Raw genomic sequence first — 23,557 nt, forward strand, 5'->3', positions numbered from 1 at the left:
TCACAGCGTCACAACGAGCTTCGAACAGAGAGCGGGGCGCCCGACGGGGGGCTGCTTCGGGGGAACTCCGGGCGCGAGCCCAGGAAGCGGAAGGAGGTGGCGCCATGGTCACCGGCATCATCCTGATCGTGGTCGGCGCCCTGGTGGTCCGGGGGCTTCTGGCGGGCGCGCGGAGCGGTGGCGGAGGCGGTCGAGGTCGCGGCCGCGGCCGCCGGAACAGCTGGTGGGCCGACGGTTCGTCGCCCGGCGGGCACAACACAGGCTCCTCCTGCGGCGGAGGCTCGTCCTGCGGAGGCGGGTCGTCGTCCTGCGGGGGAGGAGGGGGCGGCGGCGGATGCGGAGGAGGCAGCGGCTGACACGGGGCAGCCGAGCCTTCGCAGGGGGACCCGCATCCCCGTCACGGGGCCCGCACCTGGGAGCGGGCCCCGCGCCCCATGACGAGCGCCCGCCGGGAAACCCACCCGGCGGGCGCTCCCACGCACCGGCGCGCGCCGTACCGGCGGGGTGTGCGCCCTGGTTGAACAGTTGAGCTGTGGAGCCCCCTGGAGGATGGAAACCCCACGAAGTTGGGTAAAAACGCTGTGACGGCGTCACAGTTCATGATTCCCTCTCCTTCACCAACGCAGCTCCTCGGACGACCTGTTGACCCCCCTCCCGACCGGCCGACTGGGCTGAGCGGGCCGCATCCCCGGCAGTGACCGGGATGCGCAGCCCCACACCTTCCTCTCCTTGTGTGCTTGCGGAGCCGATCCATGCTCACGACCCTGAAAACCTCCTACACCGACACGCGCGCGGCCGACCTCGCCTGGGCCCTGGGGCGTGAGCCGCTGCCCGCGCTCGCCAGTCTCGATCTCGAACTGACGGGCGCGAAAATGCAGTTGAGACTCCTGGGGGCCTCCCATCAAGTCCTGCTGGAGGAGGAGCGGGGAAACTGTTCGGAGACGGTGGCGTGCATCCCCGGCAGCAGCACCCCCCTTCCGCTGGGCGTCGCCAAGCGGAAGGGCGACTGGGAGTACGAGTTCGCCGCTCGCGTGGAGGTGCTGACGCCGGGTTCCTTCGCCGGACGTGCCCAGGAACTGCTGGCCCTGGTCGCCGACCACCCGCACGGGCTGGTCGGCGTCTTCCCCGGCAGCCCGCACGCCTTCACCGCGCTGCTGGCCCATCGGCACGAGGGGCAGGTGCACTGGCGGACCTGGCACGCCTATCCGCAGGACGGCCACCTGGTGGCGACCCGGACCCGGGTGGGCGTCCGGGTGCCGACGTCGCAGCTCAGCCCGTCCGGGGCGTGAGCGGGCGCGGGGCGGGGGTCCGCGCGGTCCGGGCGGGATAAACCTGTGGTGCCCAACAGAACGTCAGTTTCACACGTGAGGGTGACGAAACGCAGTGCGGCCGTGACGTAACGTCACTCCGTGATCGAACCGCGCGCGCCCGCCCCGCCCGGCTCTCCGCCGTCCTGGGGCGGCCCCGGCGGCTCTCCCGACCCCACCGGCGGCTCTCCCGATTCCACTGGCGGTGCCTCCGGTTCATCGAGTGCCTCCGGTTCATCGGGTTCGGGCGTTCCCTCCGACGCTTCCGGTCCCGGCGGGCCGGCGCGGCTGCCCGTCCGGCCGGCGGTCGGGCGGTTCCTGGTGCTGGCCGGTGTGTTCGTCTGCGCGGCCTGCGGGCTCGTGTACGAACTCGAGCTCGTCGCCCTCGCCTCGTACCTGATCGGCGACTCGGTCACCCAGGCGTCCGTCGTCCTGTCCGTCATGGTCTTCGCCATGGGCCTCGGCTCGCTCGCCGCCAAACGTCTGCGCAGGTTCGCGGCGGCCGGCTTCGGCGCGGTCGAGGCCGTTCTCGCCCTGGTCGGCGGCTCCAGCGCGATGGTGCTGTACGCCGTCTTCGCCTGGACCGGCGGCTGGGGCGGCCTGTGGGCCGACGGCCCGCGCTTCCTGCTGGTCGCCTTCTCGCTCACCATCGGCGTGCTGATCGGTGCCGAGGTACCGCTGCTGATGGAGCTGATCCAGCGCGTTCGCCGCCAGGACGCGGGCGGCGCGGTCGCCGACCTGTTCGCCGCGGACTACGTCGGCGCGCTCGTCGGCGGCCTCGCCTTCCCCTTCGTACTGCTGCCCTTCCTCGGCCAGTTGACCGGTGCGCTGCTGACCGGCACTGTCAACACCGTCGTGGGCGCCGCCCTGGTCCTCGGCCTGTTCCGGCGGGACATGACCCGCCGGGCCCGTTGGCTGCTGCTGACCGCCAACGCCGTCGTGCTCGCCCTGCTCGCCACGGCGACCGTCCTCGCCGACGACTTCGAACGCGCCGCCCGGCACGCCGTGTACGGCCAGGACGTCCGGGTGGCCGTGAAGACCGGCGTGCAGGAGGTCGTCCTCACCGGCGACGCCGACGGCCGGCCGCTCGACCTGTTCCTGGACGGCCGGCTGCGGGTCGGCGGCAGCGGCGAGCGGCGGTACCACGAGGCCCTGGTGCACCCCGCCATGAGCGGCCCGCACGCGCGCGTGCTGATCCTCGGAGGCGGCGACGGCCTCGCCGCGCGGGAGGTGCTGCGCCACCCGGACGTGCGCCGCGTCGACGTCGTCGAACTCGACCCCGGGCTCGCCCGGCTGGCCCGGCACGACCCGGGACTGTCCGCACTGAACGAGCACGCCTACGGCGATCCGCGCGTCCACGTCACCACGGCGGACGCCTTCCGCCGGCTGCGGTCGACGCCCACCGCGACGTACGACGTGGTGATCTCGGACCTGCCCGACCCGGGCCTCACGGCCAGTACGAAGCTGTACTCGCAGGAGTTCTACGGCCTGCTCCGGCGGGTGCTCGCCCCCGACGGGCGGCTGGTCGTGCACGCCGGCCCGCTCTCGGCCCGCCCGCGGGCCTTCTGGACGGTGGACGCGACGCTCCACGCGGCCGGTCTGCGGACCGCCCCCTACCGCGTCGCCGCCCGGGACACCGGCCTCGCACCGGACCCCGACCGCACGGCCGCCACCCCGGACACCCCCCGCGACTGGGGCTTCCTCCTGGCCGCCCGCACGCCCCCCGCCCTGCGGCTCGAACCGACGGGCCCCCGCCCGCGCACCCTCACGCCCCCGTCCCTGGCCCAGGACGCCCGCGCCGCCTCCCGCGCCCGGATCGACGGCCTGCCGCCGTCGACGCTGGTGCATCCGCGCTACTGAGCCAGCGCCGAGCCTGAGCCCGGGCCCGAGCCCGAGCCCGGGTTATGCCCGTGCCCGTGTCCGCGCCCCGGTCCCTCTCCCCCGTAAGAACGAGTTCAGGCGGATCTCGCGGGAGGCGTGGGAGGGGGCGGGTGACTTTGTGCCGACGGGGGGTGCGTCGGGCGCCCGCTGGGTAGGGTGGCGTGACATGGAGCATGAGGTGTTCGTTCCGGTTCCGGCCGAGCGGCTCAGGGACGTGCTGGCCGACCCCGTCCGGGTCGCCCGGGCGGTTCCGGGGCTCCAGCAGGACGTCGGTGCCGAGCCCGTCGCGGGACGGCTCAAGGTGCGCATCGGCAGTCACTCCATCACCTACCGGGGATCCGTGCGCCTGTCCGCGCGCGAGGACGGTGCGTACGCCGTCGAGGGCGACGCCACCGAGTCGCGCGGCACCGGCACGGTCACGCTCGCGCTCACCCTCCGCGTGGCGGACGCCGACGGCGGCTGCACCCTCGCGTTCGCCGGGACGGCCACCGCGGACGGGCGCGTCACGGAGCTGCCCGAGGAGTCGGTGGCGTCGGCCGCGGCCCGGCTGCTGACGCGGTTCGCGGGGAACCTGGGCACGGCGGCGGCGCGGGAACGGGAGCAGGGGCCTGAGCAGCGCGAGGCGCGGCCGGAGCCGCAGCACACCTCCGTCCTCGACTCCGAGGTGTCCCCGCCCTCCCTCGCGGACACGGACGAGGGCGAGCCGGACGGGCACGGTGAGGCGGGCGAGCCGGACGGGCACGGTGAGGCGGGCGAGCCGGACGGGCACGGTGAGGCGGGCGAGCCGGACGGGCACGGTGAGCAGGGCGAGGCGGATGAGCAGGGCGAGCCGGACGCCCTTGGAGCCCCCGCCAGCCCCGAGGCCCCCGCCAGCCCCAAGGCCCCCGCCACCCCCGAAGCCGCCGAGCCGCCCGCCGCCGAGGCCGCGCACGCGCGCCGCACGATGATCGGCCGCAGCGCCGAGGAGGTGGACCACGCCCCGCCCCGCGGGCGGTACGCTCCCGTCCCCGCACCCCAGGCCGGCGCGGCCGGTGCTCCCCTGCGCTGGGCCGCCCCGGCGGCGGCACTGGTCGTGGCGTCGGCGATCGTGGTGGGTCGCGCGCTGCGCAGGCGCCGCTGAACCGTCGCGGCCGAGCCGTGGCCGGGCCGCGGCTCAGCCGCCGACAGCCGTGCTGCAGCGCAGCCGCCGTAGTCGGGCCGCGGCTCAGCCTCCGTAGCCGTGCTGCAGTTGAACCACCGCAGCCGGGCCCCAGCTGAACCGCCGTAGTCGTGCCGCGGGCCCAGCCGCCGTAGCCGAGCCGCAGCCCAACCGCCGTAGCCGAGCCGCCGCTCAGCGGCCGTAGCGTGCCGCCGCTCAGCCGGAGCCGGGCTTCCCGAGTCGGCCGGGTGGGGCGGTCTTGATCGCCCCAGTAGGGTCGTGGCGTGAGTAACGAACCCATCACGCTGACCGCGGGTGACGCGGAGGCGACCGTGCTGCCGGGCAACGGCGGCCGGATCGGCGGGCTGCGCGTCGGCGGCACGGAACTGCTCCGTCAGGGCGAGCGCTACGGCTGCTTCCCGATGGTCCCCTGGTGCGGCCGGATCCGCGAGGGCCGCTTCCGGGACGGCGCCGTCGTCCACCAGATGCCGCTCAACTCCCCGCCGCACGCCATCCACGGCACCGCCCGCGACGGCGCCTGGCGCACCGCCCGCGTCACCGCCGACGAGGCCGTCATCACGTACGACCTCACCGAGCCCTGGCCCTACTCCGGCCGCGTCACCCAGGCGATCGCCCTCGCCGAGGACGCGCTGACGCTGACGATGTCCGTGGAGACGTACGAGTCGTCCTTCCCGGCGCAGATCGGCTGGCACCCCTGGTTCAACCGAACCCTCGACGGCGCGGACGGGGCCGGCGTCGCGATCGCCTTCGACCCCGCCTGGCAGGAGGAGCGCGGCGACGACCACCTGCCCACCGGCAACCGCGTCGACCCGAAGCCGGGCCCCTGGGACGACTGCTTCGGCATGCCGGACGGCGTCGACGTCACCCTCACCTGGCCGGAGCGCCTGGAGCTGAGGGTGACCAGCCCGGAGCGGTGGGCCGTGGTCTACGACGAGCAGGAGGCCGCCGTCTGCGTGGAGCCGCAGACCGGGCCGCCCGACGGCCTGAACACCCTCCCGCGCCTGGTCACGCCCCTGGAGCCGCTGGAGGCCACGACGACCTGGAGCTGGACCCGGCTCTAAGCTGGTCGGCATGACGGACGTCAACGAAGCAATGCCGCCAGGCACACGCGGCGCGCTGCTGCAGCAGATCAAGGACAAGGCCGTGGTGCACGGCAAGGTGACCCTCTCCTCCGGTCTCGAGGCCGACTACTACGTCGACCTGCGCCGCATCACGCTCGACGGCGAGGCGGCGCCGCTGGTGGGGCAGGTGCTGCTGGACCTGACCGCCGACCTGGACTTCGACGCGGTGGGCGGGCTGACCATGGGCGCCGACCCGGTCGCCGCGGCCATGCTGCACGCCGCCGCCGCGCGGGGCCGGCAGCTGGACGCCTTCGTCGTCCGCAAGGCCGCCAAGGCGCACGGGCTGCAGCGGCGCGTGGAGGGCCCGGACATCAGGGGCCGCCGCGTCCTGGTCGTCGAGGACACCTCCACCACCGGCGGCTCCCCGCTCACCGCCGTCGAGGCCGTGCGCGAGGCCGGTGCCGAGGTCGTGGCCGTCGCGACGATCGTCGACCGGGCGACGGGCGCCGCCGAGAAGATCCAGGACGGCGCCGGGGTGCCGTACCTGTACGCGTACGACAAGGACGAGCTGGGCCTGGACTGAGCCGGGAAGGACGTCCGGCGGACGTCCACTCGGAGTATCCCGCTTCGTCTGGGAAGATGGGGCCGACGATGACGTCGCCCCCCAGGTCTAGGTCAGGGCCGTAAGCACGTTTCACGCCCCCCGCACATACAAGGAGCGGACAGATGCCCATCGCAACTCCCGAGGTCTACAACGAGATGCTGGACCGGGCGAAGGCAGGAAAGTTCGCCTACCCGGCCATCAACGTGACCTCTTCCCAGACGCTGCACGCGGCCCTGCGCGGTTTCGCCGAGGCGGAGAGCGACGGCATCATCCAGATGTCCACCGGCGGCGCCGAGTTCCTGGGCGGCCAGCACAAGAAGGACATGGTGACCGGCGCCGTCGCCCTCGCCGAGTTCGCGCACATCGTGGCCGAGAAGTACGACGTCACCGTCGCCCTGCACACGGACCACTGCCCGAAGGACAAGCTCGACGCGTACGTGCGTCCGCTGCTGGCGGTCTCCGAGGAGCGCGTCAAGGCCGGCCGCGACCCGCTGTTCCAGTCCCACATGTGGGACGGCTCCGCGGAGACGCTCGGCGACAACCTCTCCATCGCCACGGAGCTGCTGGAGCGCGCCCGCGCCGCCAAGATCATCCTTGAGGTCGAGATCACCCCGACCGGCGGCGAGGAGGACGGCGTCTCCCACGAGATCAACGACTCCCTCTACACCACGGTCGACGACGCGGTCCGCACCGTGGAGGCGCTGGGCCTGGGCGAGAAGGGCCGCTACCTGCTCGCCGCCTCCTTCGGCAACGTGCACGGCGTGTACAAGCCGGGCAACGTCGTGCTCCGCCCCGAGCTGCTCAAGGAGCTGAACGAGGGCGTCGCCGCGAAGTACGGTCAGCCGGCCGGCAGCAAGCCGTTCAACTTCGTCTTCCACGGCGGCTCCGGCTCCTCCGCCGAGGAGATCGCGACCGCGCTGGAGAACGGCGTGGTCAAGATGAACATCGACACGGACACCCAGTACGCCTTCACGCGTCCGGTCGCCGACCACATGTTCAGCAACTACGACGGCGTCCTCAAGGTCGACGGCGAGGTCGGCAACAAGAAGACCTACGACCCGCGCACCTGGGGCAAGCTGGCCGAGGCCGGCATGGCCGCGCGCGTGGTCGAGGCCTGCGGTCACCTGCGCTCGGCGGGCCAGAAGATCAAGTAACGGCCACGGCAGCACGCGGCGTCCGCGCCGTCCGCGCCGCGCCGTCCGCGCCGCGCCGTCCGCGCCGCGCCGTCCGCGCCGCGCCGTCCGCGCCGCGCCGTCCGCGCCGCGCCGTCCGCGACGGGCCGTCCGCGCCGGGCCCGGCATCGCCAGGATTCTCCTGCGGTGCCGGGCCCGCGCACGTATGCCGGGGGCATGGCGCAGACTTGTGCCCATGGCCATTCACGAGAACCTCCTCGGGGGACCGCCCCCGACCCACCTCCCCGACGACCCCGGACCGCGCGAGCTGCTGGCGGGCGGCACCTCGCCCGCCGACGTCGCCGCGAAGTACCCGACGTCCTCGCTGGCCTGGGCACAGCTGGCCGACGAGGCGTTCGAGCGGGGCAGCGTCGTGGAGTCGTACGCGTACGCCCGTACCGGCTACCACCGCGGCCTGGACGCCCTGCGCCGCAGCGGCTGGAAGGGGCACGGCCCGGTGCCCTGGGAGCACGAGCCGAACCGCGGCTTCCTGCGCGCCCTGCACGCCCTCGCCCGCGCCGCCCAGGCGATCGGCGAGGAGGAGGAGTTCGAGCGCTGCAGCCAGTTCCTGAAGGACTCCTCGCCGGCGGCGGCCGAGGTACTGGGCTGAACCGGGGACCGGACCCGTCCTGGCCCGCCTGCCGTGCGCAGGCGGGCCTTGCGGTTTGCTGCGACCATTGCGGAGGATGACGTTGGGGACCGGGGCCCCGTGTCGGTAACGGCAGGGCGGACCGCTACCCGTAGTGCAGCAGGAGACAGCGATGTCCCACGAAGCCCCGAATCTCGACTTCGAGGGCGGCACGCCGTACGAGGACTATGTCAAGGCGGACGTGCTCACCCACCTCCAGCACACCCTCTCCGACGATCCCGGAGAGATGGTCTTCCTGGTCACGACCCAGGTGATGGAGCTGTGGTTCACCGTCATCGTCCACGAGTGGGAGACCGCGGCCCGCGCCCTGCGCGAGGACCGGACCCAGGTGGCGACCGACGCGCTCAAGCGCTCGGTGCGGGAGCTGGAGGCGCTGAACGCCTCCTGGACGCCGCTCGCGGGCCTCACGCCCGCCCAGTTCAACTCCTACCGGAGCGCCCTCGGTGAGGGTTCCGGTTTCCAGTCGGCGATGTACCGCCGCCTGGAGTTCCTGCTCGGCGACAAGTCCGCGTCCATGCTCGTCCCGCACCGCGGCGCCCCGCGCGTCCACGCGGAGCTGGAGAAGGCGCTGCACGAGCCGAGCCTGTACGACGAGGTGGTCCGGCTGCTCGCCCGGTGCGGGTACGACATCCCGGACGCCGTCCTCCAGCGCGACGTCACCCGGAAGTACGAGGCGGCGCCCGAGGTGGAGGCCGCCTGGACGGCCGTCTACGCGGGCGACCAGAACGGCGAGCTGGCCCGCCTCGGCGAGGCGCTCACCGACGTCGCCGAGCTGGTGTGGCGCTGGCGCAACGACCACCTGGTCGCCACCCGCCGGGCGATGGGCTCCAAGACCGGCACGGGCGGCTCCGCCGGGGTGGCCTGGCTGGAGAAGCGGGCCCGGAACAACGTGTTCCCCGAGCTGTGGACGGCGCGGTCGTATGTCTGAGCTTCTCGAAGCGGCGGCCGAGGCCGACGAACTCGACGCCGCCGACGCGCTGGCGGCGCTGCGCGAGCGGTTCGTCCTGGACGACGTCGTCTACCTGGACGGCAACTCGCTCGGTGCCCTCCCGGCCGGTGTCCCCGCGCGCGTGGAGGACGTTGTACGCCGTCAGTGGGGCGAGCTGCGCATCCGGTCCTGGGAGGAGAGCGGCTGGTGGACCGCGCCCGAGCGGATCGGTGACCGGATCGCCCCGCTGGTCGGGGCGGGGCCCGGGCAGATCGTGGTGGGCGACTCCACGAGCGTCAACGTCTTCAAGGCGCTCGTCGCCGCCGTACGGATGGCGGGCGACGGCCGGGACGAGATCCTCGTCGACGCCACCACCTTCCCCACGGACGGGTACATCGCCGAGTCGGCGGCCCGGATGACGGGCCGCTCGCTGCGGCCGGTGACCCCGGCCGAGGTGCCGTCGGCGCTCGGCGACCGTACCGCCGCGGTCCTGCTCAACCACGTCGACTACCGCACGGGCCGGCTGCACGACCTGCCCGCGCTCACGGCGGCGGTGCACGCGGCGGGGGCGTACGTCGTCTGGGACCTGTGCCACAGTGCGGGCGCGCTGCCGGTCGGGCTCGACGAGCACGGCGTCGGCCTGGCGGTCGGCTGCACGTACAAGTACCTCAACGGCGGCCCCGGTTCGCCCGCGTACCTGTACGTGCGCCGCGACCTCCAGGACCGTTTCGACTCCCCGCTGCCGGGCTGGAACTCGCACGCCGAGCCCTTCGGCATGCGGCCCGCGTACGCCCCGGCGTCCGGCGCGGTGCGCGGCCGGGTCGGTACGCCGGACATCCTCTCCCTGCTCGCCCTGGAGGCGGCACTGGAGGTGTGGGACGGGGTGTCGGTGGAAGCGGTGCGGGCCAAGTCCCTGGCGCTGACGGACTTCTTCCTGCGCTGTGTCGGGGAGTACGTCCCGGACGGTCTGGTGGAGTCGGTGACCCCGGCGGCGCACGCCGAGCGGGGCAGCCAGGTCGCACTGCGCTGTGACGACGCGGGTGACGTGATGAAGCGCCTGATCGAGCGCGGGGTGGTGGGGGACTTCCGCGCCCCGGACGTCCTGCGCTTCGGCTTCACCCCGCTGTACGTCGGCTTCGCGGACGTGGAGCGGGCGGCGCGGGTGCTGGCGGAGACGCTGGAGTGACGGGCGGGTGCGGGCCGGGCGGGTGAGGGCCGAGTGGGTGAGGGCCGGGCAGGTGCGGGCAGGTGCGGGCAGGTGCGGGCAGGTGCGGGCTGGGTGGGTGCGGACTGGGCTGATCGCCCGGTCGCGGATCGCCTCGTCGCGGATCGCCCGGTCGCGGATCGGCTGGCCCTCACCCAGCGTTACATCCCCATGTCCGGGCACGTCACCGGCCTGATACCGTCCCGCCAGCGGCCGAATTCGTTCCCCCGGTCCGCCAACACCGTTTTGCAGCTGAGAGGTTGAGCATGCCGGACGCCGCCGCAGAACCGGGCACCGCTGCCGCCAGAGACGCCGCGGAGGCGGCGGAGGAGAAATCGGCCTTCTCGCACCCGGCGGTCGACCCCGACAGCACCGCCGTGTACGGCGACCACCCCGACCAGGTGATCGACTTCTACGTCCCGCGCGGGGCCGAGGGCCCGGGCGGTGCCGCTCCCGTCGTGGTGGTCCTGCACGGAGGTTCGTGGCGGGCTCCGTACGACCGCCGCCATGTCAGCCCGTTCGCCGGCTTCCTCGCCCGGCGGGGGCTCGCGGTGGCCAGTGTGGAGTACCGGCGCGGTGCGGGTGGCGGGGTTGGCGGGGATGGTGCCGAGGGCGCCGGTGCGGGGAGCCCCGTCGCGGGGCGCTGGCCCGAGACCTTCGACGACGTGGCCGCCGCGCTGGACGCCCTGCCCGCGCTGGTACGGCATCACCTCCCGCAGGCCGACGCGCGCCGTGTCGTGCTCACCGGCCACTCCGCCGGCGGCCATCTCGCCCTGTGGGCGGCCGCCCGGCATCTGCTGCCCGACGACGCCCCTTGGCGCATCGACGGCCCGGCGCCCCTGCGCGGTGTGGTCGCCCTCGCGCCGATCGCCGACTTCGAGGTCGCCGACAAGCTCGACGTGTGCGGCGGTGCGACGCGGCAACTCCTCGGCGGGGAGGAACTCTTCGCCGAACGCCGTCCCTACGCGGACCCGGCCCTGCTGCTGCCCACCGGCATCGCCACGGCCCTCGTTCAGGGCCGTGCCGACGTGGACGTTCCGCAGGTGGTCGCCGAGGCGTATGCCGACGCGGCGGCGAAGGCCGGGGAGGTGGTGGGCGTGACGCTGCTGGAGGACGTCGGCCACTATCCGCTGATCGACCCGGCGGCGGACGCGTGCGCGGTGGTGGCGGAGGAGATCGCGCAGCTTGCCTGGTGAGACCGGAGCTTTTCGCCGGGCGGGCGGGCCCGGTCGTACCCGTAATACCCGAGAGCTACCCCGCAGGTGAGTTCCCTGGCGGGACGCGGGTTACCCGGCGCGATCCATAACTTCCCTCACAGGCACGCCCGATGGTCGGGCGAGCTGGAGGGGAGCGGCCATGGGGCCCGGCACGGCGGTACGTTGGCGGCGGCGCGTGAGCAGATGGCGTCGGACCGTCCTCGCCGCGCTCATCTGTGGCGCCGTGGTCCTTCCTCTCTCCGGTGCCGCACGCCCCGAGATCCCGGCTCCGGCTCCCGCCGTGCTCGCGGCCCCGACGGCCGGCACGCTGGAGGAGGTGTACGCCGCCAACCGGGCCAACGCCGCCGAGGCGTCCCGGATGGCCGCCGCCCACGGCGACCGGCACCGCGCGGCGGCGGACCGCTCGATGGCCGACCCGTCCCGGCGTCCGCTCGCCTTCGACGGCCGGGGCGCGGGACTGGCCACGGAGGTCTTCGGCGACCTGGCCCACGCCGACCGCGTCGCCGTCCTGGTCCCGGGCTCCGACACGAGCCTCGACACGTACGGCCGGTTCCGTGCCGCCGCCCTGGCCCTGCACCGGCGGCTCGCCGCGCAGGCGTACGAGGGCGCTCTCCCTCACTCTCCCCCTCCCCACTCTCCCCCTCGCTCGAGCGGGGGGACCCGCACGGCGGTCGTGGCCTGGCTGGGCTACGAGACACCGGGCACCGTCAGCACCACGGTCGCCACCACCGGCCGCGCCGACCGGGCCGCCCCGAAGCTGCGTGCCCTGGTCGGCACCCTGCGCGGGATCACCGGCCCCGGCACCCGCCTCGCCCTCCTCTGCCACTCCTACGGCTCGGTGGTCTGCGCCCGCGCCGCCGACGGCCTGGACGTCGCCGACATCGCCCTGGTGGGCAGCCCCGGCACCGGCGCCGACTCCGTCGCGGGCCTGCACACGAGCGCCAGGGTCTGGGCGGCCCGGGGCGCCGACGACTGGGTGCGGCACGTGCCGCACCTCAGCGCCGACCTCTTCGGTTCCACCGTCGGTTTCGGCACCGATCCGGTCACCCCGGACTTCGGCGCCCGGGTCTTCGCGGCCGGCGACGGCGGCCACAGCGACTACTTCAGGACCGGCTCCGTCTCCCTGACGAACCTGGCCCGGATCGCTTTGGGCGAGACCACGGAGGTGACCCATGACTGAGGTGACCCGAACGACCCGAACGACGACGCGAACGAGCCCACCACACGCCGTGCCGAACCGGGGGCGCGACGCCGCCACGGGGCAGGGGCTTCGCCGTACCGCCAGCCAGGAACGGCTTCGCCGCACAACCGCCCGGCAGGGGCTGCGCCGCGCCTCCGCCCGGATCGACGCCGCGACGCCCGCGTCGCGGGACCGTGCCGTCGATGCCCTGCGTGCCATCGCCATCCTCGGCGTGGTCCTCGGCCACTGGATGGTGACGGCCCTGGTCGCCGACGGCGGCAGCCTGCGCGCGGCCAGTCCGCTCCAGGACATGTCCTGGCTGTCCCCGATCTCCTGGGTCTTCCAGACCCTCGCCGTGTTCTTCCTGGTCGGCGGCCATGTCGCCACCCGGGGCTACGCGTCGGCCAGAGCCCGCGGCACCTCCTACGGCGGCTGGCTGTCCGCCCGGCTGTCCCGGCTGTTCCGCCCGGTCGCGGCCGTCCTCACCCTGTGGACGGTGGCGGCGACGCTGCTGCTCCTGACGGGCGCGGAGTTCGTGACCGTCCACACCCTGGTGAAGCTGGCCCTGTCCCCGATGTGGTTCCTCATGGCCTTCGCCGCGCTGACGGCGGCGACTCCGCTGCTGACCCGGCTGCATCCGCTGTGGCCGCTGGTCGTCGTCCTCCACGTCGACCTGCTGCGCTTCGGGTTCGGCGCCCCCTCCTGGCTCGGCTGGATCAACCTCGCCGCGGGCTGGCTGGTCCCCTACACCCTCGGGGCCGCCTGGACCCGCGGCGAGCTGGACCGCCGCCGCGCGGGCGGGCTCCTGCTCACCGGCGGTACGGCGGCGACCGCGGCGCTCGTGGCCTGGGCGGGCTACCCGGCGTCGATGGTCGGCGTCCCCGGCGCCGAGGTGTCGAACCTCAACCCGCCGACGCTGGCCGCCGTCACCTTCGGCCTCGCGCAGTGCGGCCTCGCACTGCTGCTGCGCGAGCCGCTGCGCCGCGCGTTGCGGCGGCCCGTGGCGTGGGCGGCGGTCGCGCTGGTCAACCTCTCCGCGATGACGATCTTCCTGTGGCACCAGACCGCGTTGATGGCGACCACCGCCACCGGCCTCCTGGCCGGCCGCCTGCCCGGCCTGCACACGCTTCCCGACGGCCCGGACTGGGTTGCGGCCCGGCTCGCCTGGCTCCCCGTGTTCGCGTTCGTCCTGGCCGGCTGCTGGGCCGCCTTTCGCTCCTGCGAGCGCGGCGGCCGGCGCCGCTCCCGGGTCGTCCGGACTCATCGCCCGCCGGGCCGGACGAGGGCGGCGGGTGCACGTCATGTCTAGGGTGGGCCGAGTGGTGCGATGGGGGAGCCGGCGGATGACCAGGGACGGCCGGGGCGGCCGGGCCGGGCGTTTGCTGCGGGTGCTGCACGACGACCTGTGGACCTGGCGGGCGGACCCGCTGCCGCCGTCGGTGTGGCTGCGCTGGTTCCCGCACGGTGTCGTCTGCCTGGCCGCCCTCGGCGTGCTGCTCGGCGACGCGGCCCAGCTCGACGACAACGGCGGGGTGGAACCCGGGTGTGAAGACCCATGTGGGCCGGATCCTCGTGAAGCTGGGCCTCCGGGACCGGACACAGGCGGCGGTGTTCGCGTACGAGTCGGGGCTGGTGCGGCCGTCGGGGTACTGACCCGCGCCCGGCGCCCGCTGCCCCCGTAGTACCTGAGACGGATACCGAGGGACCCCTCTCACTACTGACGACGGCGCACCCCGGCTGCGCCTACCGTTGCGAACGTGACCGAGACGACCCAGATGCGGACCACCCCCTCCGGCGGTGGTGGCGCGCCGCGCAGCCCCGAGTTCCGGCTGGCCATGGACGCACTGCAGGGCCTGCGCCAGGACCTGTTCCACGACGCCTTCGCGTACCGCCCGCTGCCGCTCATGTCGACGGACGGTCCGCTGACCCGCCGGCTCCCCGACCGCCTGCGGTCGTACGCGGCCCGCCTGCCGCACGCGGTGGTGGTGGGCGCCGCGCTGATCGCCCTGTTCGGCGGTTCCGTGGCCAGTGGTGCCCAGGGAGGACCTGCGGCCCTGCTGAGCGGGCTGGTGTGCGCGATCCCGGTGCTGGCCACGCTGGTCCGGCCCGCCGGGGCCTTCTGGATGTCGATGGCGGCGACCCCGGTGGTCGCGGTGCTCCTCGGTGAGTTCGGCGAATGGCCGTGGCTGCCCGGACCGTTCATCTGCCATCTGACGGTGCTGGTGATCGTGGCCATACGCACCCGGCCCCGCACGGCCGCCTGGATGTGGACCCTGACCGCCGCCTACGCCTTGCTCGTGGAGACGCTGTTCGGCGACGGGGAGTACAACACCTCCGTGCCGATGCTGTTCCTCTCCGCCCTCGCCCTGCTGGTGGTCGCCGTCCGGCACGTCCGGCGGGAGGCTCAGCAGGAGGTCACCGCCCAGCAGACGGTCACCGCACACGAGCGGTCGCGGCGGACCCTGCTGGAGGAGCGCACCACCATCGCCCGCGAGCTGCACGACGTGGTGGCCCACCACATGTCGGTCGTCGCGATCCAGGCGGAGGCGGCCCCCTACCGCGTGGAGAATCCGCCTCCGGAGCTGGAGCGCGCCTTCGCCACCATCCGGGAGAACGCGGTGGCCGCCCTCACCGAGCTGCGCCGCGTCCTGGGCGTCGTCCGCGCCGAGGACTACGAGGCCCCGGACGCCCCGCAGCCCACGCTCGCCGACCTGGACGCCCTGCTCGCCAACGTGCGCGACGCCGGCCTGAGCGTGGAGAAGACGGTGACCGGAGCGGTGCGCGAGCTGCCGCCCGGTGTGGAGCTGTCGGCGTACCGGATCGTTCAGGAGGCGCTGAGCAACACCCTGCGGCACGCACCCGGCGCGACCGCCCGCGTCGAGGTGTCCTACGTCCTGGGCGGCCTGGGCCTGCGGATCGTCAACGGTCCGATCCCCGAGCTGACCCTGGTGAAGCCCTCGCCCGGCGCCGGGCACGGCGTCACCGGCATGCGCGAGCGCGTCTCGATGCTGAACGGTGAGATGACGGCCGGCCCCACCGACGACGGGGGCTACGAGGTGGCGGTGTTCCTGCCGTTCACGGCACCGACCGAAGGTGAAGCATGAGCGACCGCACGATCCGGGTACTGATCGCGGACGACCAGATGATGGTGCGCGAGGGCTTCTCCGTCCTGCTGAACGCGATGCCGGACATCGAGGTCGCCGGTGAGGCGGTCAACGGGCGGGAGGCCGTGGCGAAGGTCCGCGAACTGGCTCCGGACGTCGTCCTGATGGACATCCGCATGCCCGAGCTCAACGGCATCGAGGCGACGAGGGAGATCGTCGCGGCGGACGGCACGTCGAAGGTGCTGGTCCTCACCACCTTCGACCTCGACGAGTACGTGTACCAGGCGCTGCGCGCGGGAGCCTCCGGCTTCCTCCTCAAGGACGCCTCGGCCCGCCAGCTCGCCGACGGAGTCCGGGTGGTGGCCGCGGGCGAGGCCCTCCTCGCGCCGTCCATCACCAAGCGCCTGATCACCGAGTTCTCCAAGCTGTCCGACGCCCCGCGCCTGATGTCCTCCGCCCAGGCGGCATACGGCGACCTGACCGAGCGGGAGACGGAGGTGCTGGTCCTGATCGCACAGGGCCTGTCCAACGCGGAGATCGCCGAGCGCCTGGTGGTCGCCGAGTCGACGATCAAGACGCACGTCAGCCGCATCCTGGTGAAGCTGGGCCTCAGAGACCGCACCCAGGCGGCGGTCTTCGCCTACGAGGCCCGCCTGGTGACGCCTGGCTGAGAGAGCCTCCGGGCCTCTGGCCCCCGGTCGCCGCCACCCGTTAGCGTCCGTCCATGGCCGCCTTCGACAGGTTCGACAGCTTCGACCCCTGGGACCCGGCGTTCGTCGCCGACCCGTACCCCGCCTTCGCCGAGCTGCGGGCCCGGGGGCGGGTGCTCTACTACGAGCCGACCGACCAGTGGCTGGTCCCGCACCACGCGGACGTCTCGGCGCTGCTGCGAGACCGTCGGCTCGGCCGGACCTACCAGCACCGCTTCACGCACGAGGACTTCGGCCGTACCGCGCCCCCGCCGGAGCAGGAGCCCTTCCACACGCTCAACGACCACGGGATGCTGGACCTGGAGCCGCCGGACCACACCCGTATCCGGCGGCTGGTGTCGAAGGCGTTCACGCCGCGCACGGTGGAGCGGCTGAGGCCGTACGTGCACGGGCTGGCGGACGATCTGGTGGCCCGGCTGGTGGCGGCGGGCGGCGGCGACCTGCTGCGGGACGTGGCCGAGCCGCTCCCGGTCGCCGTGATCGCCGAGATGCTGGGCATCCCGGAGTCCGACCGTGCCCCGCTGCGGCCCTGGTCGGCGGAGATCTGCGGGATGTACGAGCTGAATCCGTCCGAGGAGACGGCGGCGAAGGCGGTCCGCGCGTCGGTCGAGTTCTCGGAGTACCTGCGCGGACTGATCGCGGCGCGCCGCAAGGAACCGGGCGAGGACCTGATCTCGGGTCTGATCGCGGCCCACGACGAGGACGACGACCGGCTCACCGAGCAGGAGATGATCTCGACCTGCGTCCTGCTGCTGAACGCCGGTCACGAGGCCACGGTGAACGCGACGGCCAACGGCTGGCTGGCCCTGTTCCGCGATCCGGACCAGTTGGCTGCCCTGCGCGCCGACCACTCCCTCGTCCCGTCGGCCGTGGAGGAGCTGATGCGGTACGACACCCCGCTCCAGCTCTTCGAGCGCTGGGTGCTGGACGAGATCGAGATCGACGGGACGACCGTCCCGCGCGGCGCGGAGGTGGCGATGCTGTTCGGCTCCGCCAACCACGACCCGGCGGTGTTCGCGGCCCCGGACCGTCTCGACCTCACCCGCGCGGACAACCCGCACATCTCCTTCAGCGCCGGCATCCACTACTGCATCGGCGCCCCACTGGCCCGCATCGAACTGGCGGCGTCCATGACGTCCCTGCTGGAGCAGGCTCCGGCGCTGCGCCTGGCGACGGAGCCGGAACGGAAGCCGAACTTCGTGATGCGCGGGCTGACGGAGCTGAGCGTGGAGGTCTGAGTGACGCCAGGCAGGCCACACCAGGGGGTGTCGTCCGGATCCTGCCCGGGTCGTCGCGGGGCCCGGCACGCACATCTGCGGCGTTGTCGTCGGTTGCCAGGGGCCCGCCCTGTCGCCCTCCTCCGCCTTCGCAGCCGCACGCACCGGACCCCGCTCGGGTCAGTCACAAGGCACCGTTGCCCGAAGCCGGCCCGATCCGAACGACACCCGCTGGCTCACGTCGTCATGTCCCGCCGCCGCAGCCCGGCCAGTCCCGCCCCCACCAGCACCACCGCGATCGAGGTGAGCACCAGCACCGGCGACCAGCTCATCTCCCCGCCCGGCAACTTCGGCAGATGCCCGAACGGTGACACGTCCAGCACCCGCCGCGGCACGTCCAGCGCCGGCCCGACCCACCCGAGCAGCAGCACCGCACCGGCGACTCCCCACGCGGCCACCGCACCCCGGGGCAGTACCCCGTGCAGCAGCACCGCCGCCCCGCCGATCACCCACACCGCCGGCAACTGCACCAGACACGCGCCCAGGATCGCCCCGGCGTCCCGGCCGTACCCGAGGGCGAAACCCAGCCCCGCGAGCAGCATGATGAGCGCCGCGCCGCCGAAGGCGATCACCAGGTGCCCCGCGGCCCACCGCAGCCGTCCCACCGCGGCCGCGAGCACCGGCTCCGCCCGTCCGGACGTCTCCTCGCCGTTCAGCCGCAGCACCGACGCGACGACGTACAGCGCGGCGATCAGCCCGAGCATGCCGACCATCGCCGACACGAACGCGTCGGTCAGCCCGGCCTGTCCGCCCATCCGCTCGATGATCTCGCGGGCCTGCTCGTTGTCCCCGACCAGATCGGCCGCCCCCTCGGTCATACCGCCGTAGACGACGCCGGCGAGGAAGAAGCCGATGCTCCAGCCGAGCACGCTGCCCCGCTGCAACCGCCAGGCCAGCGCACCGGCCGTACGCAGGCGCCCGGCGGCCGGTCCCGGCCGGGTCGGCAGGAAGCTCATGCCGAGGTCCCGGCGACCGGCCAGCCCGTAGGCCACCGCGCCCTGCATCGCCGCCGCGCCGGCGATCAGCAGCAGCACCCACCACCGCTCGGCCGCGAAGGCGCGCAGGTTCTCCAGCCAGCCCAGCGGCGACAGCCACGTCAGTACGGACGAGCCGTCGACGGTCGCCGAGTCGCCCGCCGCGCGCAGCACGAAGGCGCCGCCCAGCACCGCCGCAGTCAGTCCCCGGGCCAGCCGCGCGCTCTCGGTCAGCTGGGCGACGATCGCCGCCATCGTGGCGAAGAGCATCCCGACGCCCGCGACCCCGAGCCCGAGGGCCAGCGCGCCGGACGTTCCTTGTCCGGCCAGTCCGGCGACCACCAGCAGCGCCAGGACGCCGTTGGCGACCGCGGCCGTGAGCAGGGCCGCCGTCAGCGAGGCCCGGCGGCCGACCATCCCGGAGGCGACCACTTCCTGCCGCCCGCTCTCCTCCTCGTCGCGGGTGTGCCGTACGACGATCAGCAGGCTCATCACCGCGGCGAGCGCGGCGGCGTACACACCGACGCGCCAGGCCGTGAGCGCGCCGAGGCTGTCGTCGAAGACGGGGCCGACCATCGCGCGCAGCGAGGAATTGGTCTCCATCTGCCGCACCAGGTCGGCGCGTTCGGCGGCGGTGCCGTAGAGGCCCTTGATGGTGCCGGGCATGGAGAGCACCATCAGCGCGTTCACCGCCACCCAGACCGGGATCATCACCCGGTCGCGGCGCAGGGCGAAGCGCAGCAGCGTGCCCGTACCGGCGAGTTGGCGCGCGCCGCCGGACCGTACCGCGAGAGCCGTGGTGGTGGCCGTGGCGGTCATCACGACGTCACCGCCCCGGCGGCTTCGCCGGCCTCGGCCTGGTAGTGCCGCATGAACAGCTCCTCCAGCGTCGGCGGCGTCGACGTCAGCGACCGCACGCCCGACTCGCTCAGGCAGCGCAGTACGGCGTCCAGCTTGTCGGTGTCGACCTGGAGACGGACCCGGCGGCCCTGGACGTCGAGGTCGTGCACGCCCGGCAGCCGCGCCAGCCCGTCCGGGGCGCCCGCGAGTTCGGCGCTCACGCTCGTCCGCGTCAGATGGCGCAGTTCGGCGAGCGAGCCGCTCTCGACGGTCCGCCCCTTCCGGATGATGCTGACCCGGTCGCACAGCTCCTCGACCTCGCTGAGGATGTGGGAGGAGAGCAGGATCGTCCGCCCGCGCTCGCGCTCCTCGGTCACGCACCGCTGGAAGACCTCCTCCATCAGCGGGTCGAGGCCGGAGGTCGGCTCGTCGAGGATCAGCAGGTCCACGTCCGAGGCGAAGGCGGCCACCAGGGCCACCTTCTGCCGGTTGCCCTTGGAGTAGGTGCGGCCCTTCTTGGTCGGGTCCAGTTCGAACCGCTCGACCAGGTCCGCGCGCCGCCGTGTGTCCAGCCCGCCGCGCAGCCGGCCGTAGAGGTCGATGACCTCGCCGCCGGAGAGGTTGCGCCACAGCGTCACGTCGCCGGGGACGTACGCGATCCGGCGGTGCGCCTCCACCGCGTCCGCCCACGGATCGCGGCCGAGTACCTGCGCGGCACCCGAGTCGGCGCGCAGCAGGCCGAGCAGGACGCGGATGGTGGTGGACTTGCCGGAGCCGTTGGGACCGAGGAAGCCGTGGACCTCGCCGGCCTCGACCGCCAGGTCGAGCCCGTTCAGCGCGTGCGTCCGGCCGAACGACTTGTGGAGGCCGGAGACGCTGATTGCCTTCGTCATGGTTTCGAAAGTACGCTTCCTTCAGAAATTTGTGAAGTTAAGGAAGTGTCAGGATGTGAGGGATGATCGAAGGATGAGGGAGACAGCGGAGACGACGGGACGGGACCGTGACCCCGAGGCGGTGTCGAAGTTCGTCGAGGGCTTCGCCGCCCAGCTCGTCGAGGCCGGCCTGCAGCGGATGCCGGCCCGCGTCTTCGCCGCGCTGCTGGCCTCCGACCCGGGGTCGCTGACCTCGGCCGAACTCGGCGAACAGCTCCAGGTCAGCCCAGCCGCCGTCTCCGGGGCCGTGCGCTACCTCTCCCAGCAGCACATGGTCTCGCGCGAGCGGGAACCGGGCTCCCGCCGGGAGCGGTACCGGGTGCACAGTGACCAGTGGTACGAGGCGCTCACCAACCGCGAGACGATCCTCAAGCGGTGGGAGAGTGCGCTGAGCGAGGGCGTCGCCAGCCTCGGTGCCGAGACTCCGGCGGGTCGCCGCATGGCCGAGACGCTGGCGTTCTTCGAATTCCTCGACGGGGAACTCGCCGCGATGATGGAGCGCTGGCGCGTGCACCGCGAGAAGACCTTCGGGCACCGCTGACGCGAGGGCTCCGACGCGAGGGGCCGAAGCGAGGGGCCGAAGCGAGGGCGCCGACGCGAGGGGCCGAAGCGAAGGCTCCGGCACGCGGGCTCCGACGCGCAAGCTTTGACGTGGGGGCTCCGACGCGCGAGCTTTGACGTGCGGGCTCCGACGTGCGGGCTCCGACGTGCGGGCTCTGACGTGCGAACCGGCGCGCGGGCTCCGACGCTCAGCGCACCAGGTGCCCGTCCAGTTCGTCGGCCCATTAGCGCACCCCGCCCCCCGCCTCCGCTCACCGCCCGCGGGCCACCGCATCCCGCCCCCATCTCCGCCCGCCTCCGCTCACCGCCCGCGGGCCACCGCATCCCGCCCCCATCTCCGCCCGCCTCCGCTCACCGCCCGCGGGCCACCGCGCCTCGGCCCGGCCCGGCGGCCCGGCGCCGGCGCAGTCGCAGTCGCCGTGCAGCGGGCCCGGCCGCCCGCACGACGTTCACCGCGCCGGCAGCGTCAGCCCCCACGCCCCCTCCCGCACCGTCCACGTCCGCGTCCCCACCGGCCCCGACACCACCGCGTCGGCCCGGTACCGGAAGTGCGCCCCCGACACGGTCACCGTCCGTCCGCTCGCCGTCAGCGGCGCCGCCGCCGCGCCCACCGACAGCGGCCGCACCTCCACCACGGCCATTCCGCCGGCGCCCGGCACCACCGAGACACCCTCGACCGGCTGGTCCAGGTCCACCAGCGTCACCCCGTCGACCTCCACCCGCAGCCGCGCCGGACCGGCCGCACCCAGCACCGCCGTGGCCCGGGCCGGCCGCGAGGACGCCAGTGTCCGTACGAGGGACTGACAGGTCCGCAGCCAGGGACGGGCCGGCGCTCCCGACCCCATGTCCGTGCCCTCGGGGGCGGCGGCCGGCGGGATCTCCACGGCCCCCAGGACCACCCCGTCACTGTCGTCGACGAGCAGGTCGAGGCGGCGTTCCGTGCCGTCCAGCACCGCCCGTGCCGCCGCCACCGCGCCCGACGGCAGCCCGAGCGCCCGGGTGAGGCCCAGTACCGGCCCCACCGGCACCACCGACAGCGAGCAGCCGGCCAGCTCCCGCTGCCGGTGCAGCAGGCCGACGGCCCGCAGCAGAGCGTGGTCGTCACCGACCACGACGGGCCGCCGTGAACCCCTTCGCCGCAGCGCCCGGGCGAATTCCTCCGGACCGTCCGGCAGACACACCTTCGTGCTCGACGCACCCGCGCTGAGCACGTCTTTCGCGATCCGGACGGACTCACCGTCCGCCCGCCGGGCAACGGGATCGATGACCACCAGAAGCTGATCGGGCGTCGCGGAAGATCTCGCGGAAGTCGCCACCTCGGCCATGCCTCGCTTCCTCGGGTAGCATCTTTGTGCAAGAGCCCCTTGCGCTATTGCGCCAGGGGTTTCGTCTATTCCGGGGCATCCGGTCCGACGGTTGGCGGCCAACGACGGTCGCGGTGCACGTGGCGAAAAATCGCCGCGCACGCCCTCGACCATGGACATGCCCCGCCCGGAAGGGGTGTACGCGCGTGCCCGCACTTGTGCTGCTCGGTGCTCAGTGGGGTGACGAAGGCAAGGGAAAGGCGACGGACCTGCTCGGTGGTTCCGTCGACTATGTGGTGCGCTACCAGGGCGGCAACAACGCCGGCCACACGGTAGTCGTGGGCGATCAGAAGTACGCCCTCCACCTGCTCCCTTCCGGAATCCTGTCTCCCGGCTGTACGCCGGTCATCGGTAACGGCGTCGTTGTCGACCCGTCGGTCCTGTTCTCCGAGCTGAGCGGGCTGAACGAGCGCGGCGTCGACACGTCCAAGCTCCTGATCAGCGGTAACGCGCACATCATCACGCCGTACAACGTGACCGTCGACAAGGTGACGGAACGCTTCCTCGGCAAGCGCAAGATCGGTACCACCGGTCGCGGCATCGGCCCGACCTACGCCGACAAGATCAACCGTGTGGGCATCCGCGTCCAGGACCTCTACGACGAGTCGATCCTCACCCAGAAGGTCGAGGCGGCGCTCGACGCCAAGAACCAGATGCTCACCAAGCTCTACAACCGCCGTGCGATCGCCACGGGCCAGGTCGTCGAGGAGCTGCTCGGTTACGCGGACAAGCTGGCGCCGTATGTCGCCGACACCGTCCTGGTCCTGAATCAGGCCCTCGACGACGACAAGGTGGTTCTCTTCGAGGGTGGCCAGGGCACGCTGCTGGACATCGACCACGGCACGTACCCCTTCGTCACCTCGTCGAACCCGACCGCGGGCGGCGCCTGCACCGGCGCCGGCGTGGGCCCGACGAAGATCAGCCGGGTCATCGGCATCCTGAAGGCGTACACGACCCGCGTCGGTGCCGGTCCCTTCCCGACCGAGCTGTTCGACGAGGACGGCGAGGCCCTGCGCCGCATCGGCGGCGAGCGCGGTGTGACGACCGGCCGTGACCGCCGCTGCGGCTGGTTCGACGCGGTGATCGCCCGTTACGCCACCCGCGTCAACGGCCTCACGGACTTCTTCCTCACCAAGCTCGACGTCCTCACCGGCTGGGAGCAGATCCCGGTCTGCGTGGCGTACGAGATCGACGGCAAGCGGGTCGAGGAGCTGCCGTACTCGCAGTCCGACTTCCACCACGCGAAGCCGGTCTACGAGATGCTGCCGGGCTGGAGCGAGGACATCAGCAAGGCGAAGTCCTTCTCCGAGCTGCCGAAGAACGCGCAGGCTTACGTCAAGGCGCTGGAGGAGATGTCCGGCGCCCCGATCTCCGCGATCGGCGTGGGCCCGGGCCGGGACGAGACGATCGAGATCAACTCGTTCCTGTAGAAC

General features: G+C 73.3%; 20 protein-coding genes and 1 pseudogene. 18 read left to right on the forward strand and 3 right to left on the reverse strand.

Annotated features, from left to right (window positions below; genetic code table 11):
* Positions 1 to 752 precede the first annotated feature (752 nt).
* The 16 genes and pseudogenes from ACIQ1J_RS05665 (at position 753) to ACIQ1J_RS05740 (ending at position 17,414) form a co-directional block, all read left to right on the forward strand.
* Positions 753 to 1,289, forward strand: coding sequence for a DUF2617 family protein (locus ACIQ1J_RS05665; RefSeq protein WP_210963154.1), 537 nt, complete (start codon positions 753 to 755; stop codon positions 1,287 to 1,289).
* A 306-nt stretch (positions 1,290 to 1,595) separates the two neighbouring features.
* Positions 1,596 to 3,167: a polyamine aminopropyltransferase gene (locus ACIQ1J_RS05670; RefSeq protein WP_210963203.1), complete on the forward strand. Its 1,572-nt coding sequence runs from the start codon at positions 1,596 to 1,598 to the stop codon at positions 3,165 to 3,167.
* A 187-nt stretch (positions 3,168 to 3,354) separates the two neighbouring features.
* Positions 3,355 to 4,308 carry an SRPBCC domain-containing protein gene (locus ACIQ1J_RS05675; protein ID WP_403554360.1) on the forward strand — a complete coding sequence of 318 codons (954 nt, stop codon included), beginning with the start codon at positions 3,355 to 3,357 and terminating at the stop codon, positions 4,306 to 4,308.
* 302 nt (positions 4,309 to 4,610) lie between these two features.
* Complete coding sequence (locus ACIQ1J_RS05680) at positions 4,611 to 5,408, forward strand: aldose 1-epimerase (RefSeq protein WP_403554362.1); 798 nt, start codon at positions 4,611 to 4,613, stop codon at positions 5,406 to 5,408.
* 10 nt (positions 5,409 to 5,418) lie between these two features.
* A complete protein-coding gene (gene pyrE / locus ACIQ1J_RS05685) occupies positions 5,419 to 5,991 on the forward strand; it encodes an orotate phosphoribosyltransferase (protein ID WP_403554364.1) in 573 nt (190 codons plus the stop codon).
* Positions 5,992 to 6,134: 143 nt separating this feature from the next.
* A complete protein-coding gene (fbaA, locus tag ACIQ1J_RS05690) occupies positions 6,135 to 7,166 on the forward strand; it encodes a class II fructose-bisphosphate aldolase (RefSeq protein WP_210963157.1) in 1,032 nt (343 codons plus the stop codon).
* Between the two features lie 214 nt (positions 7,167 to 7,380).
* Positions 7,381 to 7,794, forward strand: coding sequence for a DUF3151 domain-containing protein (locus ACIQ1J_RS05695; RefSeq protein WP_403554366.1), 414 nt, complete (start codon positions 7,381 to 7,383; stop codon positions 7,792 to 7,794).
* Between the two features lie 151 nt (positions 7,795 to 7,945).
* Complete coding sequence (locus ACIQ1J_RS05700; protein WP_403554368.1) at positions 7,946 to 8,761, forward strand: tryptophan 2,3-dioxygenase family protein; 816 nt, start codon at positions 7,946 to 7,948, stop codon at positions 8,759 to 8,761.
* Positions 8,754 to 9,947, forward strand: a complete 1,194-nt coding sequence (kynU, locus tag ACIQ1J_RS05705; protein WP_210963160.1) for a kynureninase — start codon at positions 8,754 to 8,756, stop codon at positions 9,945 to 9,947. Before ACIQ1J_RS05700 ends, kynU begins: the two co-directional genes overlap by 8 nt.
* A gap of 284 nt (positions 9,948 to 10,231) precedes the next feature.
* Complete coding sequence (locus ACIQ1J_RS05710; RefSeq protein WP_403554371.1) at positions 10,232 to 11,161, forward strand: alpha/beta hydrolase; 930 nt, start codon at positions 10,232 to 10,234, stop codon at positions 11,159 to 11,161.
* A 160-nt stretch (positions 11,162 to 11,321) separates the two neighbouring features.
* Complete coding sequence (locus ACIQ1J_RS05715) at positions 11,322 to 12,362, forward strand: alpha/beta hydrolase (protein WP_403554373.1); 1,041 nt, start codon at positions 11,322 to 11,324, stop codon at positions 12,360 to 12,362.
* A complete protein-coding gene (locus ACIQ1J_RS05720) occupies positions 12,355 to 13,671 on the forward strand; it encodes an acyltransferase (RefSeq protein ID WP_403554375.1) in 1,317 nt (438 codons plus the stop codon). The genes ACIQ1J_RS05715 and ACIQ1J_RS05720 overlap by 8 nt, the downstream gene beginning before the upstream one ends.
* A gap of 236 nt (positions 13,672 to 13,907) precedes the next feature.
* Positions 13,908 to 14,015 (forward strand): annotated as a pseudogene (locus ACIQ1J_RS05725) (DNA-binding response regulator); the annotation flags it as partial.
* A gap of 104 nt (positions 14,016 to 14,119) precedes the next feature.
* The gene (locus ACIQ1J_RS05730; protein WP_403554377.1) at positions 14,120 to 15,466 is read left to right on the forward strand and encodes a histidine kinase; all 1,347 of its coding nucleotides are present in this window, start codon (positions 14,120 to 14,122) and stop codon (positions 15,464 to 15,466) included.
* A complete protein-coding gene (locus ACIQ1J_RS05735; protein ID WP_210963165.1) occupies positions 15,463 to 16,137 on the forward strand; it encodes a response regulator transcription factor in 675 nt (224 codons plus the stop codon). Before ACIQ1J_RS05730 ends, ACIQ1J_RS05735 begins: the two co-directional genes overlap by 4 nt.
* A 53-nt stretch (positions 16,138 to 16,190) precedes the next feature.
* Positions 16,191 to 17,414 carry a cytochrome P450 gene (locus ACIQ1J_RS05740; protein ID WP_403554379.1) on the forward strand — a complete coding sequence of 408 codons (1,224 nt, stop codon included), beginning with the start codon at positions 16,191 to 16,193 and terminating at the stop codon, positions 17,412 to 17,414.
* Between the two features lie 215 nt (positions 17,415 to 17,629).
* Here ACIQ1J_RS05740 and ACIQ1J_RS05745 read toward each other — a convergent pair whose 3' ends face one another.
* Positions 17,630 to 19,246 (reverse strand): ABC transporter permease, encoded by a 1,617-nt coding sequence (locus ACIQ1J_RS05745; RefSeq protein WP_210963167.1) that lies wholly within the window; start codon positions 19,244 to 19,246, stop codon positions 17,630 to 17,632.
* Positions 19,246 to 20,160: an ATP-binding cassette domain-containing protein gene (locus ACIQ1J_RS05750; protein WP_403554381.1), complete on the reverse strand. Its 915-nt coding sequence runs from the start codon at positions 20,158 to 20,160 to the stop codon at positions 19,246 to 19,248. Before ACIQ1J_RS05750 ends, ACIQ1J_RS05745 begins: the two co-directional genes overlap by 1 nt.
* Positions 20,161 to 20,233: 73 nt before the next feature.
* Here ACIQ1J_RS05750 and ACIQ1J_RS05755 point away from each other — a divergent pair, with 73 nt between their 5' ends.
* Positions 20,234 to 20,740 (forward strand): GbsR/MarR family transcriptional regulator, encoded by a 507-nt coding sequence (locus ACIQ1J_RS05755; protein ID WP_210963169.1) that lies wholly within the window; start codon positions 20,234 to 20,236, stop codon positions 20,738 to 20,740.
* A gap of 469 nt (positions 20,741 to 21,209) precedes the next feature.
* Here the strand turns inward: ACIQ1J_RS05755 and ACIQ1J_RS05760 are convergent, their stop codons facing one another.
* The gene (locus ACIQ1J_RS05760; protein WP_403554383.1) at positions 21,210 to 22,085 is read right to left on the reverse strand and encodes a diacylglycerol kinase; all 876 of its coding nucleotides are present in this window, start codon (positions 22,083 to 22,085) and stop codon (positions 21,210 to 21,212) included.
* Between the two features lie 185 nt (positions 22,086 to 22,270).
* On the opposite strand from ACIQ1J_RS05760, the gene ACIQ1J_RS05765 reads away from it, so the two are divergent.
* Entirely contained in the window at positions 22,271 to 23,554 is a 1,284-nt protein-coding gene (locus ACIQ1J_RS05765; protein ID WP_210963171.1) for an adenylosuccinate synthase, read from the forward strand.
* The last annotated feature ends 3 nt before the right edge of the window (positions 23,555 to 23,557 follow it).

The organism is Streptomyces sp. NPDC097107, from assembly GCF_044762405.1.
GTDB classification, from domain to species: Bacteria; Actinomycetota; Actinomycetes; order Streptomycetales; family Streptomycetaceae; genus Streptomyces; species Streptomyces thinghirensis.